Annotated in this window: 18 protein-coding genes; 17 read left to right on the top strand and 1 reads right to left on the bottom strand. The window is 38.3% G+C overall.

Annotation, left to right across the window (positions count from 1 at the left end):
- The first annotated feature begins 3 nt into the window (after positions 1–3).
- The 17 genes from ACFX4N_RS18655 (at position 4) to ACFX4N_RS18735 (ending at position 15882) form a co-directional block, all read left to right on the top strand.
- The gene (locus ACFX4N_RS18655; protein ID WP_013055625.1) at positions 4–1629 is read left to right on the top strand and encodes a DHA2 family efflux MFS transporter permease subunit; all 1626 of its coding nucleotides are present in this window, start codon (positions 4–6) and stop codon (positions 1627–1629) included.
- Between the two features lie 18 nt (positions 1630–1647).
- Positions 1648–2178, top strand: a complete 531-nt coding sequence (locus ACFX4N_RS18660) for an NAD(P)H-dependent oxidoreductase (RefSeq protein WP_057274390.1) — start codon at positions 1648–1650, stop codon at positions 2176–2178.
- A gap of 8 nt (positions 2179–2186) precedes the next feature.
- Positions 2187–2585 carry a hypothetical protein gene (locus tag ACFX4N_RS18665; RefSeq protein ID WP_057274391.1) on the top strand — a complete coding sequence of 133 codons (399 nt, stop codon included), beginning with the start codon at positions 2187–2189 and terminating at the stop codon, positions 2583–2585.
- A 160-nt stretch (positions 2586–2745) separates the two neighbouring features.
- Positions 2746–3171, top strand: coding sequence for a MarR family winged helix-turn-helix transcriptional regulator (locus ACFX4N_RS18670; protein ID WP_013055628.1), 426 nt, complete (start codon positions 2746–2748; stop codon positions 3169–3171).
- Between the two features lie 116 nt (positions 3172–3287).
- Positions 3288–4277 (top strand): LacI family DNA-binding transcriptional regulator, encoded by a 990-nt coding sequence (locus ACFX4N_RS18675; RefSeq protein ID WP_029324875.1) that lies wholly within the window; start codon positions 3288–3290, stop codon positions 4275–4277.
- Positions 4270–5148 carry a ribokinase gene (gene rbsK / locus ACFX4N_RS18680; protein ID WP_057274392.1) on the top strand — a complete coding sequence of 293 codons (879 nt, stop codon included), beginning with the start codon at positions 4270–4272 and terminating at the stop codon, positions 5146–5148. Before ACFX4N_RS18675 ends, rbsK begins: the two co-directional genes overlap by 8 nt.
- Positions 5149–5538, top strand: a complete 390-nt coding sequence (gene rbsD, locus ACFX4N_RS18685) for a D-ribose pyranase (RefSeq protein WP_013055631.1) — start codon at positions 5149–5151, stop codon at positions 5536–5538.
- 14 nt (positions 5539–5552) lie between these two features.
- Positions 5553–7034, top strand: coding sequence for a sugar ABC transporter ATP-binding protein (locus tag ACFX4N_RS18690; protein WP_013055632.1), 1482 nt, complete (start codon positions 5553–5555; stop codon positions 7032–7034).
- 1 nt (position 7035) lies between these two features.
- Positions 7036–7995: a ribose ABC transporter permease RbsC gene (gene rbsC / locus ACFX4N_RS18695; protein ID WP_013055633.1), complete on the top strand. Its 960-nt coding sequence runs from the start codon at positions 7036–7038 to the stop codon at positions 7993–7995.
- Positions 7996–8006: 11 nt separating this feature from the next.
- A complete protein-coding gene (gene rbsB, locus ACFX4N_RS18700) occupies positions 8007–8927 on the top strand; it encodes a ribose ABC transporter substrate-binding protein RbsB (RefSeq protein WP_013055634.1) in 921 nt (306 codons plus the stop codon).
- 439 nt (positions 8928–9366) lie between these two features.
- Positions 9367–10635 (top strand): 3D domain-containing protein, encoded by a 1269-nt coding sequence (locus ACFX4N_RS18705; protein WP_192100532.1) that lies wholly within the window; start codon positions 9367–9369, stop codon positions 10633–10635.
- Positions 10636–10751: 116 nt separating this feature from the next.
- Complete coding sequence (locus tag ACFX4N_RS18710) at positions 10752–11030, top strand: hypothetical protein (protein ID WP_137738668.1); 279 nt, start codon at positions 10752–10754, stop codon at positions 11028–11030.
- Between the two features lie 23 nt (positions 11031–11053).
- Positions 11054–11665 carry a flavin reductase family protein gene (locus tag ACFX4N_RS18715; RefSeq protein WP_013055636.1) on the top strand — a complete coding sequence of 204 codons (612 nt, stop codon included), beginning with the start codon at positions 11054–11056 and terminating at the stop codon, positions 11663–11665.
- A 351-nt stretch (positions 11666–12016) separates the two neighbouring features.
- Complete coding sequence (locus ACFX4N_RS18720; protein ID WP_192100533.1) at positions 12017–13294, top strand: ABC transporter substrate-binding protein; 1278 nt, start codon at positions 12017–12019, stop codon at positions 13292–13294.
- A 72-nt stretch (positions 13295–13366) separates the two neighbouring features.
- Entirely contained in the window at positions 13367–14221 is an 855-nt protein-coding gene (locus ACFX4N_RS18725) for a carbohydrate ABC transporter permease (RefSeq protein ID WP_013055639.1), read from the top strand.
- A gap of 68 nt (positions 14222–14289) precedes the next feature.
- Positions 14290–15096 (top strand): carbohydrate ABC transporter permease, encoded by an 807-nt coding sequence (locus ACFX4N_RS18730; RefSeq protein WP_013055640.1) that lies wholly within the window; start codon positions 14290–14292, stop codon positions 15094–15096.
- Positions 15097–15147: 51 nt separating this feature from the next.
- Entirely contained in the window at positions 15148–15882 is a 735-nt protein-coding gene (locus tag ACFX4N_RS18735; RefSeq protein ID WP_013055641.1) for a sugar phosphate isomerase/epimerase family protein, read from the top strand.
- Between the two features lie 30 nt (positions 15883–15912).
- Here ACFX4N_RS18735 and ACFX4N_RS18740 read toward each other — a convergent pair whose 3' ends face one another.
- Complete coding sequence (locus ACFX4N_RS18740; protein WP_013055642.1) at positions 15913–16428, bottom strand: GNAT family protein; 516 nt, start codon at positions 16426–16428, stop codon at positions 15913–15915.
- Between the last annotated feature and the right edge of the window lie 466 nt (positions 16429–16894).

The raw sequence follows: 16894 nt of genomic DNA on the forward strand, positions 1-16894 counted from the left end.
CTGATGTCAGCAAACACGATACAACCAGAGGAAAGCTCAGTTAAAAAGCATATTCCGCTGCTAGTCGTACTTATGCTTGGATTGTTCTTAGCAATTTTAAACCAAACGCTGCTAAATGTTGCGATTCCGCATCTGATTACAGAGTTTGGTGTTACGGCTAATACGGCACAGTGGTTGCTTACAGGATATATGCTTGTAAATGGTGCACTTATTCCATTATCAGCCTATTTAATTGAACGTTTTGGAGTTCGTCGCTTATTCTTATTTGCAATGGCCTGCTTTACAATAGGGGCACTTGTCTGCGGAATTGCGCCTACTTTCTCGATTATGCTAATCGGACGTCTGGTTCAAGCAGTCGGAGGCGGAGTGCTAGCACCTCTAGTTATGACCATTATCGTATTTATTTTCCCTCCTCATATGCGCGGAAAAGGAATGGGTATCTTTGGTTTAGCCATGATGTTCGCTCCGGCAATTGGACCGACGCTTTCAGGATGGGTTATTCAGAACTATGACTGGCACATTTTATTTACGGGAATGGTGCCACTAGGTGCGATCGTACTTATTATTGCAGCTTTTAAATTAAAAGATATTAAACCACCTCAAAATGTAAAAGTAGATCTAATTTCTGTGTTTACATCTCTTGCAGGTATGGCTTTACTTCTATACGGCTTCAGTGAAGCTGGAAACGATGGCTGGACGGATTCAGTTGTATTGTCAACGATGATTGGCGGTATTGTCTTATTAATCATCTTTGTCGTGCAGCAGCTTCGACTTAAGAGTCCATTACTTGATGTGAGAGTATTTAAATACAGTATTTTCTCATTATCTAATATCATTAGTATTGCCATCACAATTAGCATGTATGCTGGTATGTTCTTATTGCCAATTTACTTGCAAAATATTCGTGGCTATTCAGCATTTGATTCAGGTTTATTAATCTTGCCTGGTGCACTTGTTATGTTAGTTATGTCACCAATTTCTGGTACACTGTTTGATAAATTAGGACCGCGTCCACTAGGGATTGTCGGGATGTTGATTACGGTTGTGACAACATTTGAATTTACAAAATTAACGCTTGAAACACCGTTTAGTCATATTGTTATTATTTATATGATCCGTGCATTCGGTATGTCATTATTGATGATGCCAATTATGACGGCTGGTTTAAATCAGCTGCCGGCAAAATTAAGCAGCCATGGTACATCAATGGCGAACACGCTTCGTCAGGTGAGTGGTTCAATCGGTATCAGTTTAATGACTACAATCTTTACAAATCGCACAACATATCATGTGAATGAAATGAGCAGTTCAATGACTACATCCGATCCATTCTTTATGAATAACTTCCAGGTATTTGTTCAAAAGATTGCTCAAACGCTTCACCTTTCTCAAACAGAGGCGCAAAAACAAGCTTTAACAACATTAGCTGGAAAAGTTCAAGCGCAAGCAACTGTACAAGGAATTAACGACGCGTTTTACTGGACAGTTATTATTGCCATTATTGGATTGATTTTAAGTTTCTTCCTACGTGATGTTCGTAAAGATGCAGTAGTAGAAGTAGAAGAGACAGAAAAAGAAACAACAGACGATATTCGTATGTTACCGGCACCAAAAGATATGAACTCATAAGCAACGGAGGGATAAAGGATGAAAATTTGTATCGTATATGATAGTGAAGGCGGGCATACAGAGGCATTAGCAAAAGCGATTGCTTCTGGCGCCGAGCTGTCTGGAGAAGCAACCGTATATGTAAAGTATGTCGAAGATGCAGATGTACGTGAACTGCCTGAAATGGATGCTATTATTTGGGGCTGCCCAGGGCATTTTGGAACAATTAGTTCAGGGTTAAAAACGTGGATCGATAAATTAGGTTATCTATGGGCAGAAGGTAAATTAATTAATAAAGTAGGTGCGGTGTTCTGTACAACAGCTACAACGCATGGTGGCTTAGAAGCGACGCTTTTAAATTTAATTACACCTATGCTTCATCAAGGTATGATTATTGCTGGGTTACCAGGTAACATCCCAGAAAATGCGCTTTACGGTACTTATTACGGTGTTGGAATTACTTGTCCAATCGAAGGTGACGAATTATTAACAGAGAACGACCAAGCGCTAGGTAAAGCATTAGGAGAACGTGTTGTTCAAGTGACTAAACGAATGACACAAGGACAGTAGGTGACGGTATGTTAGGTATTTTACTGATCGTTGTAGCTGTGATTCTGGTTGTACTAATTATTACAATGAATGCCAAAGCATCATCTTCTAAGCGCCAGCGTACAGTTCCACCTAAAAAAGAAGCGGCTGCTTCAAATGCTCCTAAAGAGCCGAAAGTAGAAGAGAAAAAAGTAGCAGAAGAAAAACCTGCAGCACCAAAAGAGCCGCAGACGAAGACGGAAACAAGAACATCTAGACATAAGAAAGAAAAAGATGTCATGAACGATGATATGTATCGTCAAGTGCTGCAAAAGTTTAGAGAAGGCGAAAAAGACGACACGGTTTTTACAAAAGAGGAACGTGACGTTATGAATGATGACGCTTTTCGTAAGGCTTTAAGATCGTTTAAGAAAAACGATAGTGAATGAGTTTCTTCTATTATAATAGTACGGAATAAAATAGATAGAAAATAGGTTATAAGCATTCCGCGAAACCAGCCGCTCTCCCCAGGCTAGGTTTCGCTTGGAGTGTCAGGGGGCTGACATGTTAACATCGACTCCCTGATTATAAGAAAGGGGACGTCAAAACATGGAACAGCTCACATTTATTGAAGAGGTCCAGAGAATTTCGATATCCCTTAACAAAAAGGTAATGACAGAGATAAAAGAAAGGTTACTTTCACAAGGGATTACACCTTTTCAATATCATATCTTATTAATTATCGGTAAGTGCAGTCACATTGGGGTAACCAAGCTGGCAGAAGAGATGCGCGTCAAGCCTAGTGCGATTACTCCTGTTATTAATCGTTTAATAGACTTAGAGTTAGTTTCACGCTATCACTCTAAAGAGGATCGCCGTAAAGTAAACATTGAGTTAACAGCTAAAGGTGAACAAGTGATTGAAGAAGCAAATGAAATTGTGCAAAAGATGATTGCTCATTTCTTTTCTTGCTATGAACCGAAAGATCAAGAGCAATTTTTGAAATTATTTAAGAAACTAGACGCTAATATCTAATGAAAGAAAAATCACTTCTTAATGAAGTGATTTTTTTTAATAAAAAGATTGTCAACTTCACTTTTCCATGTTATCATTTGTGTAAACGGTTACATATATGAAGGGAGGGAAATAAGGTGGTAACAATTCGCGATGTAGCAAAAGAAGCAGGCGTGTCCGTTGCGACCGTTTCGCGCGTTTTAAACAGTACAGGATATGTAAAAGAAGACACGCGTGTGCGAGTAATGAATACAATTCAAAAATTAAACTACAGCCCTAACGAGGTAGCCCGTTCGCTTTATACACGTGAATCGCGTTTGATTGGTCTCTTGCTTCCAGACATTACAAACCCTTTTTTCCCTCAGCTTGCACGAGGAATAGAAGATGAAGTACATAGCCATGGATTTCGTTTAATTCTTGGCAATAGTGATGAGCAGTTAGAGAAAGAATTAACCTATCTCCAAACGTTTACGCAAAACCATGTAGTAGGGATGATCACGGCAACAACAAGTCTAGCTCAGAAACTATATGAAGGTCTTACATTTCCCGTTGTGTTTTTAGATAGAAGTTCTGATCAGTATCCATCCGTTTATGCTGATGGTTTTGAAGGTGGAAAACTTGCTGCAGAAGAAATAATTAAAAGAGGAAGTAAAAGAATTACACTTATCAAAGGTCCAGTAAATGTAAAGCCTGCCCAGGAACGTTTTCAAGGCTCTCTGTCTGTTTTGAGTCAGTCTGATGCAGACTTTTACGTATTAAATACAAATTCTCTAGCGTTTGACGATGCGCAGAAATGGGCAAAGGAAATCTTTCAAAAGTACCCGGAAACAGACGGGATTATTGCAAGTAATGACATTGTAGCCGCAGCCGTTTTACATGAGGCGTTTCGATTAGAAAAAAGCGTGCCTGATGATCTGCAAGTAATTGGTTTTGATGATATTCCGCAAAGCCGCTTTTCGTTTCCAGCGCTGTCTACAATTCGTCAGCCTGCTTATGAAATGGGCAAGCAAGCAGCATGTCTGTTAATGAAATGCATTAAGAAAGAACCTTTAATTCAAAAGCAAGTACAACTACCCGTTACGTTTATTGAACGAAATACGACACGAAAGGTTGAGGAACATGGCTAAAGTAACTGTGATTGGAAGTTCATCAATGGATTTAGTAGTAACATCAAATATTCGTCCTGGAGCTGGAGAAACAGTGTTAGGAGAATCATTCAAAACCGTTCCTGGAGGAAAAGGAGCGAACCAAGCTGTTGCAGCAGCCCGTCTTGGAGCTGATGTGAGTATGATTGGGTGTGTGGGCGAAGATCATTACGGAAAAGCAATTCTGGAGAATTTCAAATCAAACGGTGTATCCGTGAAAAATGTGAAACCGGTTACAGATTCAGATAGCGGAACAGCTCACATTATACTCGCTGAAGGAGATAACAGCATTGTAGTTGTCAAAGGAGCAAACGATTATATTACTCCAGACTACGTAGAAAAAGCAAAAGAAAAAATTAAAGAAGCTGATATCGTACTTATTCAGCAAGAGATTCCAGAAGAAACGGTTGAATATGTTGCTCAGCTTTGTCAGGAACTTAAAGTACCGCTTTTGTTAAATCCAGCGCCTGCAAGACCATTAAAAGCAGAAGTGATTGAACAAGTTTCTTACATCACTCCAAATGAACATGAAGCAGAGCTTTTATTTGAAGGAAAAGAAAAAGAAGAAGTATTAAAACAGTATCCAAATAAATTGTTTATTACAGAAGGAAAACAAGGTGTACGCTATTTTAACGGCGAGAAAGAAGTATTGGTTCCTTCTTATCAAGTAGAAACGATTGATACAACAGGAGCAGGAGATACATTTAACGCAGCGCTTGCTGTGGCACTTGCCGAAGGAATGGGTTTTGAAAAAGGAATTCGGTTTGCTAATCGCGCAGCTTCGCTATCCGTCACTAAATTTGGTGCGCAAGGCGGTATGCCGACTCGAAAAGAAGTGGAGGAGAGTCTGTAAATGAAACGTCACGGAATGATTAACAGTCATATTACGAAAATACTAACAGATCTAGGTCATACAGACACTATTGTCATTGCAGATGCAGGGTTACCTGTTCCGAGTGACGTGCCTAAAATTGATTTATCTTTAAAGCTAGGGGTGCCTAGCTTTGAAGATGTAGTAGTAGCTGTGTTAGAAGATATGGCTACAGAAAAAATAGTGATTGCTTCTGAAATGAAAGAAAGAAATCAAAAGGCTTACGAGCTGATGGAGAAGCAAAACATCTTAGTAGAAGAAGTATCGCATGAACAATTAAAAATGCTGACAAGCAAAGCGAAAGTTGTGATTCGTACAGGAGAAGCAACTCCTTATGCAAACTGCATTTTACAAGCGGGAGTTATTTTTTAAAAGAGGTGAACAGCATGCATATTGCAATGAGAGGGATTCATAAAGCCTTTGGAGCAAACCGTGTACTAAGGGGCGTGGATTTTGAATTACATGAAGGTGAAGTTCACGCACTAATGGGGGAAAATGGAGCGGGGAAATCTACGCTGATGAATATTTTAACCGGCCTTCATAAAAAAGATCAAGGGCAGATTCTGATTGATGGCAAAGAGACGTATTTTCAAAATCCAAAAGAAGCAGAACAAAACGGAATTACCTTTATTCATCAAGAGCTGAACGTTTGGCCTGAAATGACGGTGCTTGAGAACTTATTTATCGGCAAAGAATTAAAAACGCCTTTAGGTTTTTTAAAAACAAAAGAAATGAAAGCGTTAGCAAAGAAGCAGTTTGAAAAATTAGCTGTGACCATTCCTCTTGACCAAGAAGCGGGACTTTGTTCTGTAGGACAGCAGCAAATGATTGAGATAGCCAAAGCGCTGATGACGAATGCAAAAGTCATTATCATGGATGAGCCAACCGCAGCGCTTACTGAAAGAGAAATTCAAAAGTTATTTGACGTAATTAATGCGCTGCGAAAACAAGGTGTATCGATTGTCTATATTTCACATCGTATGGAAGAGATTTTCGCTATTTGTGATTCCATTACGGTCATGCGTGACGGACAGACGGTAGACAAAAAGCCGATTCCAGAAACTAGCTTCGATGATGTTGTTCGCAAAATGGTAGGAAGAGAACTAACAGATCGATTTCCTGCTAGAACTTCTCCTAAAGGAGACGTTGTATTTGAAGCAAAAGGCTTAGAGAGAAAAGGTGTCTTTCAAGACGTTCATTTTTCAGTGCGATCAGGAGAAATTGTTGGCGTTGCGGGGCTAATGGGAGCTGGCAGGACCGAGATTATGCGCGCTATCTTCGGGCTTGATCCGTTAGAAAAAGGCGAAATTATCTTAAATGGAAAGCGTGTCAACATCACAAAGCCCGATCAAGCCATCAAATTGGGTCTCGGCTTTATTACAGAAGACCGTAAGACAGAAGGGCTCGTCCTGGATTTTTCTATTCGAGAAAATATTGCGCTCCCAAGTCTATTCAGCTTTTCGCCAAAAGGATTTATTGAACAAAAAAGCGAGCAGCAATTTGTAGATTTACTTATTAAACGTTTAACGATCAAAACCGAGTCGTCTGAGACGAGTGCGGGTAACTTATCGGGAGGAAATCAGCAAAAAGTAGTTATTGCCAAGTGGATTGGCATTGGACCAAAAGTGCTGATTTTAGATGAACCAACTCGAGGAGTTGACGTCGGGGCAAAACGTGAAATTTATCAGCTTATGAATGAACTGACAGACAGAGGCGTGGCCATTATTATGGTGTCTTCAGAGCTTCCCGAGGTACTCGGCATGAGCGATCGCATTTTGGTTGTGCATGAAGGAAAAATAACGGGTGAACTGACAAGTGAAGAAGCAACTCAAGAAAAAATTATGACATTTGCAACAGGGGGTCAGTAAAATGAAAGCAAACACAGCGATAAAAGAAAATCGGGTTGATAACGTGATGCAAAAGCTAGGTCCGTTACTAGGTCTATTTATTCTTATTGTCATTGTATCAATTTTAAATCCAAGCTTTTTAGAACCTTTAAATATTTTAAACTTGCTGCGTCAAGTAGCCATTAATGCTTTAATTGCATTCGGTATGACGTTTGTCATTTTAACGGGCGGAATTGATTTATCGGTTGGCTCTATACTTGCTCTGTCAAGTGCGTTAATGGCTGGTATGATAGTGTCAGGCGTAGATCCTATTTTAGCTATTTTAATAGGATGTGTGTTAGGAGCTGTAATGGGTATGATTAACGGCTTGCTTATTACAAAAGGAAAAATGGCGCCGTTTATTGCGACGCTAGCGACGATGACAATTTTTAGAGGGTTAACGCTTGTTTATACAGATGGAAATCCGATTACGGGCTTAGGCGAAAACTATTACTTCCAGTTATTTGGTCGCGGCTATTTTCTAGGTATTCCTGTTCCGGCGATTACGATGATACTAGCATTTGCTGTCCTATGGGTGATTTTGCATAAAACGCCGTTTGGCCGCAGAACATATGCAATCGGGGGAAATGAAAAAGCAGCATTTATTTCAGGAATTAAAGTACCAAAAGTTAAGGTTATGATCTACTCACTAGCAGGATTATTGGCAGCGTTATCAGGAGCGATTTTGACTTCTCGTTTGAACTCTGCTCAGCCAACGGCAGGTACGTCTTACGAGTTAGATGCTATCGCTGCAGTAGTACTGGGTGGAACAAGCCTTTCTGGAGGACGTGGACGCATTGTTGGAACGTTAATTGGTGCGCTGATTATCGGAACGTTAAACAACGGCTTGAACTTACTCGGCGTTTCGTCATTTTACCAAATGGTCGTAAAAGGAATTGTTATTTTAATCGCGGTATTAATTGATCGCAAAAAGTCAGCTTAGGAGGGAAAAACATGAAGAAAATTTGGCTCGTGCTATTATCATTTTCATTATTACTGTTAGGGGCTTGTTCACTTCAGCCTCCTGAGTGGGCGAAACCATCTGAAAGTAAAAATTTAAAAGATATTAAAATTGGTTTATCCGTTTCTACATTAAACAATCCGTTCTTTGTTTCGCTAAAAGAAGGGGTACAAAAAGAAGCAAAAAAACTGGGCATGGAAGTAGTTGTAGTAGATGCTCAAAATGATTCAGCCAAACAAATTAACGATGTAGAAGATTTAATGCAGCAAGGTGTTAACATTCTGCTTATTAACCCAACGGATTCAGCTGCTATTTCAACAGCTGTACAATCGGCTAATAATGTAGGCATTCCAGTTATTACGCTAGATCGTTCAGCAGAAAAAGGAAAAGTAGAAACACTGGTAGCTTCAGATAATGTAAAAGGTGGTCAAATGGCTGCTGATTACATTGTGAAAAAAGTAGGGGAAAAAGCTCAAGTAGCAGAACTTGAAGGCGTGCCGGGAGCTTCAGCAACTCGTGAACGAGGAAAAGGGTTCCACAACGTTGCAGATCAAAAGCTAGATATTACGGCTAAACAGTCGGCTGATTTTGACCGTACAAAAGGCTTAAACGTTATGGAGAATGTTCTTCAAGGAAATCCTGGTATCAAAGCCGTATTTGCTCATAATGATGAAATGGCATTAGGAGCTATTCAAGCGATTAACAGCTCAGGAAAAGATGTGCTAGTAGTAGGGTTTGATGGAAACGACGATGCAATTAAAGCGGTAAAAGAAGGGAAGCTAGGAGCAACTGTAGCCCAGCAGCCTGTTTTAATTGGTAAACTTGCTGTAAAGTCTGCTAAAAATGTTCTTCAAGGCAAAAAGGTAGATAAGCAAATTCCAGTGCCTTTAAAACTAGTAACCTCTGACAAATAATAGTTTTATACGTGTGTAGAAAAAAGACGCTCATTTGATTTATGGGCGTCTTTTTATGTATATAAAGTGTAAAAAAGAAGTGAAAAAGTCACAACTTTATAAATAGTGTAGGAATTATGTAGGTGGAATTTATGTAATAAAAAGTAAAAAACACCGAAAAAAGACGGTAAAACACATAATTTTCTGTGAAAAATTTGTAATATACCTGTAATAATAAGCGTTTATTTCTATTTTCAAAGAGCAATTTTGCCCTGTTTATGACAAAAATATATCTTTTTTAATAAACAATAAACCTCTCTATCAAGGGATTCTGGTGATGAATTCCCAGAAAGAGATTCTTGGTTATACAGATTATGGGGAACTTTTAACTGTATTGTAACATAAACAGATAGTTTTTTATGGTATAACTATGTCTATGAGGAAAGGGGACTATTACTTTATGAAAATTTTTAAGCGTATGACTCTTGCAGCAGTCACAGGAATTTTCTTCATGACCGGCATCACAGAGACTCACGCCCAATCGAATGAAGAAGCGCTCCAGAGTACTGAAAATAAAATTAAAGAAACAGAAAAGGCTGTTCAACAAAAAGAGAAAGAGAAACAGTCTATCAATTCAGATGTTCAAAACATTCAATCACAATTAAATTCATTACATACAGTAATCTCTAGCAATAAAAAAGAGTTAGCATCGACTGAAAAGCAGATTTCAGAAGCGAACAAAATGATTGAGAAAAAGAAAAAAGAAATCGTTTTGCTTCAGGAAAAAGTGTTAAGTCGTAAAGATATTATTGAAAATCGATTAGTTGCTTTACAGCAAGACGATAAAACAAGCGTTGTTATTGATACATTAATGAATGCTGATAACTTTGGAGATTTTGTTGCACGTATGGGTGCTGTCACAACTTTATTGTCAGCAGATAATGATATTTTAAAGCAGCATCAAAATGATTTAGATCAAATTGAAAAAGATAAAAAAGAAATTGATAAGCAAGAAAAAGTATTAGAAGCAGCAAAAGGTAGCTTAGCGGCTAAACAAGCTGAATTAGATAAAAACGTTGCCAAACAAACAGCAACGTTAACAACTATGCAAGAAAAATACAGCACGGTCGTAAATGAAATCGATGCAGCTTCTTCAGAAAAAGCAAACCTTCAGTCTGAATTAACAGGCATTCAAGATAAGATTGCAAAAGAAAAAGAAGCAGCTCAAAAGCAAGCTGAGCAAGTGGCAAAACAGAAGGCAGCTGAAAAGGCTGAGGCTGATGCAGAAGCAAAGCGTCAAGCTGAACTGGCAACAGCTAAAAAAGAAGTAAAAACAGAGCCAAAACAAGAAGTAAAAACAGCTGCGGCTACAGAGAAGAAAGCATCCGTTTCTTCAGAAGCAAAAGAAACGAAAAAAGAAGAAAGCACACAAAAGCATTCTGGAAAAGAAATGTATGTAGAAGCAACAGCTTATACAGCTAATTGTGCAGGCTGTAGCGGAGTAACAGCCACTGGACAAAATGTAAGTTCAGGCACTCATAAAATTATTGCGGTAGATCCATCCGTTATTCCATTAGGTTCGAAAGTATATGTAGAAGGATACGGAGTGGCAACAGCAGGTGATACGGGCGGTGCGATTAAAGGATATCGAATTGACGTATTAGTACCTTCCGAGTCAGCTGCAAAAGCATTTGGACGTCGTACAGTGAAAATTACGGTGTTAAATTAAAGAAATAGACTGGAACAAAAATATTTTAGTTGCAGGAAAATCCGAACGATGAATCGTTCGGATTTTTTCATTGTTGTAGTGAACGTAGGTTTCATCTAGTTAGTTGCTTCTAGCTGTTGATTGGAGAGGAAGGTGAAGACTCCCGAGGGAAAAGAGGAAGTGATGAGACCCCGCAGGAGTGTACGCGACGAGGATGCTCATCGGTCGCCCGCGGAAAGCGAAGCCTTGCATGGAAATCAACAGTGGTGTCACAAGTGATCTATACCAGCTCATTACTTCCATTTGTTCGTCTTAGGATTAGGTGGATGGAGTTATGTCTCAATCACTTTTTTGCATGTTTGGTGAGCAAGTTGCTAGCTAATCTATACTCTTTTCGTTACCATACAATAAAGTAAATGGAAGAAAAGGAGTGGGTAAAATGAAGATAGTCGATCCAGCGGTACAAAGTGCAAAAGACAATTATCATTTGTTAACAGGTGTCGTCATTCCCCGGCCGATTGCGTTTGTTACAAGTCAAAACGATGACGGTGTAGTGAATGCCGCGCCGTTTAGTTTCTTTAATGTAGTTGCGGCAGAGCCTCCGCTGATTGCTGTTTCGGTTTCGAGAAGTGAAGGTCAAATGACGAAAGATACGGCCAAAAATATTAGTGTATCTAAAGAATTTGTAGTTCATCTTGTAGACGAAAACTTAGTGGAACAGGTGAATCAAGCGGCATCTTCTTATCCTTCTTCCGTCAGTGAAGTCGAAGAAACAGGATTAACACTAGCACCGAGCAAAAAAGTGCAGGTTCCTGGAATTCAAGAAGCCAGCATTCGGATGGAATGTAAGCTTCACCAAATTGTTCCATTAGGAACGGATGAGGCATACAGCTCAGATTTGTTTATCGGTGAAGTTGTGATGTTTCATATTAGTGAAAAAGTGATAGAAAACGATCGCGTTTCTGCAGAACGTGTGAAGCCAGTCAGCCGACTTGCGGGTTCTAACTATAGTAAATTGGGGCAATTATTTTCCTTAGAACGTCCCAAATAAGCAAGAAAGTGTTACTTATGTAGCAAAAAAATAGTATACATTGGATTTTTTTAAATAAGCGATTGTGTTCTGTTTCAACAACGACAGTACATTCGCTTTTTTTCATGAACGAAAAAGTTAATAGAAACCATAATAACAAAATCAATTTAGAAAAAGGCAAAAATGTAAGGTTTTTGCCTTTTATATTTACCATTGAGGAAAAGGGTATTCATTCATATAATTTAGATTAAGTAAATTGTATACGCTTTCAATATACAGAATTATTTTTCAATAATTCTCTCGAGAAAGAATCATGAGCGTTTACAAAAAAACTTGCCACGCTAGGAGACGAGATTATAGGAGGGGTATTCATTGAAACGTTGGTTTAGTTTAATCAGTTTTGCACTCATTTTAACCCTAGTACTTGCAGGATGCGGAGGAAAGTCCGCTAATGAAACAAGTGGTAGCGGTGGAAAAGAAGTTGTTGCATGGGCTTGGAATATTAACGTACCGGTATTAAAGAAAGCAGCAGCAGAATACCAAAAAGAGAATCCAGGGTTTAAATTAAAAGTAGTGGATATGGGACGTGAAGACGTTTATTCAAAATTAACAACAGGATTGCAAGCTGGCGGAAAAGGCCTTCCTGATATTGTATTAGTAGAAGACGATCGTTTCCAAGGATACTTGGATGCATTTCCAAAAGCATTTTTAAACCTATCTAAAAAAGGATTTGATAAGCAAGAAGATAAGTTTCCAGAGTTTAAGAAAGCTCTTTTATCAAAGGATGGGGACATGTACGGCTTCCCGTTTGATGCAGGTCCAACAGGCGTTTTCTACCGCACAGATTACTTTGAAAAAGCAGGCGTAGATCCAAACAGTATCAAAACATGGGATGATTACATTGCGGCTGGTAAGAAAATTAAAGAAAAAGTTGGCGTTGATTTACTAGGTTTAGATTTTAATAATGACGATGGCTTATTCCGAATGGCGCTGACGCAGCAAGGTACGTTCTATTTTAATAACAAAGGAAAGTTGAATTTAACTTCTAAAGAAGCGAAAAAAGCAATGGAGTTAAATAAGAAGTTAAAAGAAGCAGGCATTGTTAAAAATACAGTGGGCTGGGATGCTTCAATCAGTGCTTTAGCAGAAGGTAAAGTAGCAAGTTCACCATCTGGTGCTTGGCTATCCGGTTCTATTACGCAGCAGGCTCCGGATTTAAAAGGAAAATGGGGAGTGTTTTTATTACCTTCGTTTGAAGAAGGAGGCAACCGTGCTTCTAACTTAGGTGGAAGCAACTATGTGATTTCAGCAACTAGTCAAAAAGCAGATGAAGCGTACAAATTTATGGAGTATTTCTCAACAACGGATAAAGTTCAAGAAGAAGCGATGAAGGGCGGATTATTCCCGTCATTAAATACCGTATATTCTTCAAAATTATTCGCTGCACAAGATGAGTACTTTAACAATCAAACGATTTGGAAAACATTCGCAGATGAAATGAAAGATATTAAGCCGGTTAACTTTACGGGCAATTACTCAGTTGCAAACAGTGAAGCAGTCAAAGCTGTGTCAGAAGTAACAAATGGTAAGGGCGTTACAGACTCGCTTGAAGCAGCTCAAAAACGCTTAGAAAACCGAATTCAAAAATAATCAAGAAGCATAGAAGGTGATTTCTAGAAAATTGCCTTCTATCTCTTCTTCTTGCGGTACTAGGAGGTCATCATGAAGACAAATAAATCGTTGCCTTACTTATTTATTGCTCCAGCACTTTTGCTGTTCGCGCTGTTTACAATCTACCCTATTTTTTCATCGTTTGTTTTAAGCTTTCAGAGTATGGAAGGCGGAAAGTATGTATTTACCGGGTTATCAAACTATACACGTTTGCTCGGAGATGATATTTTCTGGAAAGCGCTTGGAAATACGGGTATTATTTTGATCGTTCAAGTACCCGTTATGATTTTATTAGCGCTTGTACTAGCTAACGCTTTAAACAGTCAGCTTTTAAGACTAAAAGGTTTTTTCCGAGTTTCTTTTTTCTTGCCGGCGGTAACGTCACTAGTTGCCTACTCTATTTTGTTTTCAATCATTCTTCAAGATGAAGGAATTATGAATACTATTTTAGGATTTTTCGGTATTGATGCCATTCAGTGGCTGGGAGATCCATTTTGGGCTAAAGTCTCAATCATCGTTGCGATGACTTGGAGATGGACAGGTTATAACATGGTTATTTTTCTAGCAGCTCTTCAAAGTTTATCTCATGAAGTTTACGAAGCAGCTGATTTAGATGGAGCAAATCGTATTCAAAAGTTTTTCCACGTAACGGTTCCACAATTAAAACCCGTTATCTTGTTCGCTACTATTTTATCGACAATTGGCACGCTTCAATTGTTTGACGAACCTTTTAATTTAACAAAAGGCGGCCCTGCTGATTCAACGATGACGCTAGGCTTATATATTTATCAAAATGGCTTTAAATACTTTGATTTTGGATATGCTTCAGCCATTGCGTACGTTGTTGTATTATTAGTTGGTATTTTAACGTTCTTCCAATTTAAATTTACGGGTGATAAATCATGAGTGTATTAGAGAGAGTAGAAGCAACCGCAGTAGCTACCGTGCCTAAGGTTAAAAAGAAAAGTAACATTATGCGCAAAATAGGATTATACAGCATGCTTGGGCTGTTCACGATTATTTCTATTTTTCCTTTTTACTGGATGATTATCGGCGCTACGAATGAATCAGGAAAAATGTTTACAAACCCTCCAACGCTGAAGCCTGGCGATCAATTTATGACAAATCTACAAAATTTAAATGCTTCAATTGATTTAGGGCGCGTCTTTTTTAACTCAGTATTTGTTTCAGTCGTGTATGTGATTGTAGCTTTAATGGTCTGCTCCACAGCTGCATATGCGCTATCTAAATTTGAATTCAAAGGCCGAAACGCAATTTTCACTACGCTTTTATTGTCTATGATGATTCCATATCAAGCAACGCTCATTCCGCTTTTTCAGCTGATGTCGAATTTTAATTTGCTTGATACGTATTTTGCACTTATTGTTCCGCAGCTGTGCTTTCCGTTTGCTATCTTTTTATTACGTCAGAACTTTTTAGCTTTTCCAACAGAACTTATTGAAGCAGCTCGTTTGGACGGAGCTGGAGAGATGAGAATCTTTTTAACTATTGTGCTTCCTTCTATGAAGCCTGCTATGGCTGCAGCAGCTATTTTCTTATTTATGACACAGTGGAATAACTTTATGTGGCCTCTAGTTGCGACTACATCTAACGAAATGGCTACATTGCCAGTTGCTCTTTCAAGCTTAATTGGCTTATCGATTATTGATTACGGTCAAGTAATGATGGGGGTAACGATTGCAACCATTCCAATCATTGTATTCTTCCTGGCACTTCAACGTCATTTTATTTCAGGAATGCTTGGAAGTGCAGTAAAATAAAAGCAGAAGCTCCTACTATAGGAGCTTTCTCAATGAACAGGGGGAGAGAAGATGGGAGAAATACCTGTAGGAGTTCAGCTTTATACGCTGCGTGAAGAAACGAAAAAAGATTTTAAAGAAACTCTTCAAAAAGTAGCTGCATTAGGATATCAAGGAGTAGAATTTGCAGGGTATGAAGGACATACAGCGCAAGAAGTAAAAGCATGGTTAACGGATTTACAGCTGAAGCCAGCTTCTAGTCATGTGCCGCTTGAACAATTAGAATCTAATTTAGCGCAAGTGATTCACTTTGAACAGCAAGTTGGCAATTCACATATTGTTTGTCCTTATTTAATGCCTGAACGTCAAACGGAAAAAGGGTATTACGAACTTATTGATTCTTTAAATGATATTGATACGTATTGTAAAAAAGAAGGCATGTCGTTTAGCTATCATCATCATGATTTTGAGCTGAAGAAATTGTCAACTGGAAAGTCAGCTCTCCAAACAATCTTAGAAGAAACTGAGGTAAACGTAGAGCTGGACATTTATTGGCTGACTAAAGCAGGCGAAGATCCAGTGGAATGGATGAAGCATTATCAAAATCGGACGCCTTTCATCCATTTAAAAGATATGACAACAGACGGCGAGCAATTTTTTGCTCCTCTTGGTACCGGAGGAGTAGATGTGAAGGCTGTAATGCAAGAAGGATATAGAGCAGGCGTAAAATGGTGGATCGTTGAACAAGATCAATGCAAAGAAAGTCCTCTTAGCAGTATTAAAAAAAGCTTAGCATATATCAAATAAAAAACGAACAGACAGCGTCTGTTCGTTTTTTTATTGATAAGCTGGAGTCCACTCAATTTCTCCGCACTTATTCGTATAATCAATATTTACCTCAAAGTTATGTTTTTCATAAAAATGAATCAATCTTTCGAGATGATCCCAATCGCGCTCAGCGATATCGCCTTTAATGACATGAACATTTTGATCAACCGCTACTTCTTTTAAATAATTCATACATACAGAGCCATATCCCTTATTAGCGGGCCCTTTAATGTCACCAATAAAAATCGTGTGATTATCTTCATATACGCCATCGATGGCAAAATCCCAAGCCCCTCTATAGGCTTTTGTACATTCATTTAGCATAATTTTACATGCGTTTCCGTCATTTTGTGCCGATACAATAACTAACTGATTATCTTCAGGCTGATCGACACCAATAACTTCATACTTTTTAGCAATTTCTTTTAAATTATCCTGCATGCGAAATAGCTGAAACTCTAAATCATCAAGTGTTTCTTTTAGTTCTTCTGCATTCTGGTTTTTTTCTGTAAGCTGAGTAAACATTTTATACTCCTTTCCGTCTGTTTTCGGTCTAAGTGCGCCTATGACAAAGAGGACACGGTGTATAAAGCGAAACTTTATTTAGCAAAGTATCTACCTTAGTAAAAATATAAAAAGGAAAGAACCTGATTTGATTGATTATTCATCAAAACGGCTGCTTTCCTTAACATTCACTTTTAAATTTTTCACAACGTGTATAAGGGTAACAAAGACTCATTAATTTTGTCAATAAGGTTGTAAGTCTATTTATAAAGAAGATAACAGGACATTTTGCTTATTGGGAAGAAAAAATAATGAGTGAAAAAAGAATCATTTTAAAGTAAAATCATTGGAGGAAAAGTATGGTTAAAAAGGAATTGCTTTTCATTTTAAAAAACATACTTAAAATAAAAGTAAGAAAATATTTCATTTACTTACAAAATATTATAAAAAATGGATGGAGTAATATGGGGTAAGTGTTAACTATATC

This window comes from Priestia sp. YIM B13551 (genome assembly GCF_042787905.1).
GTDB lineage: Bacteria > Bacillota > Bacilli > Bacillales > Bacillaceae_H > Priestia.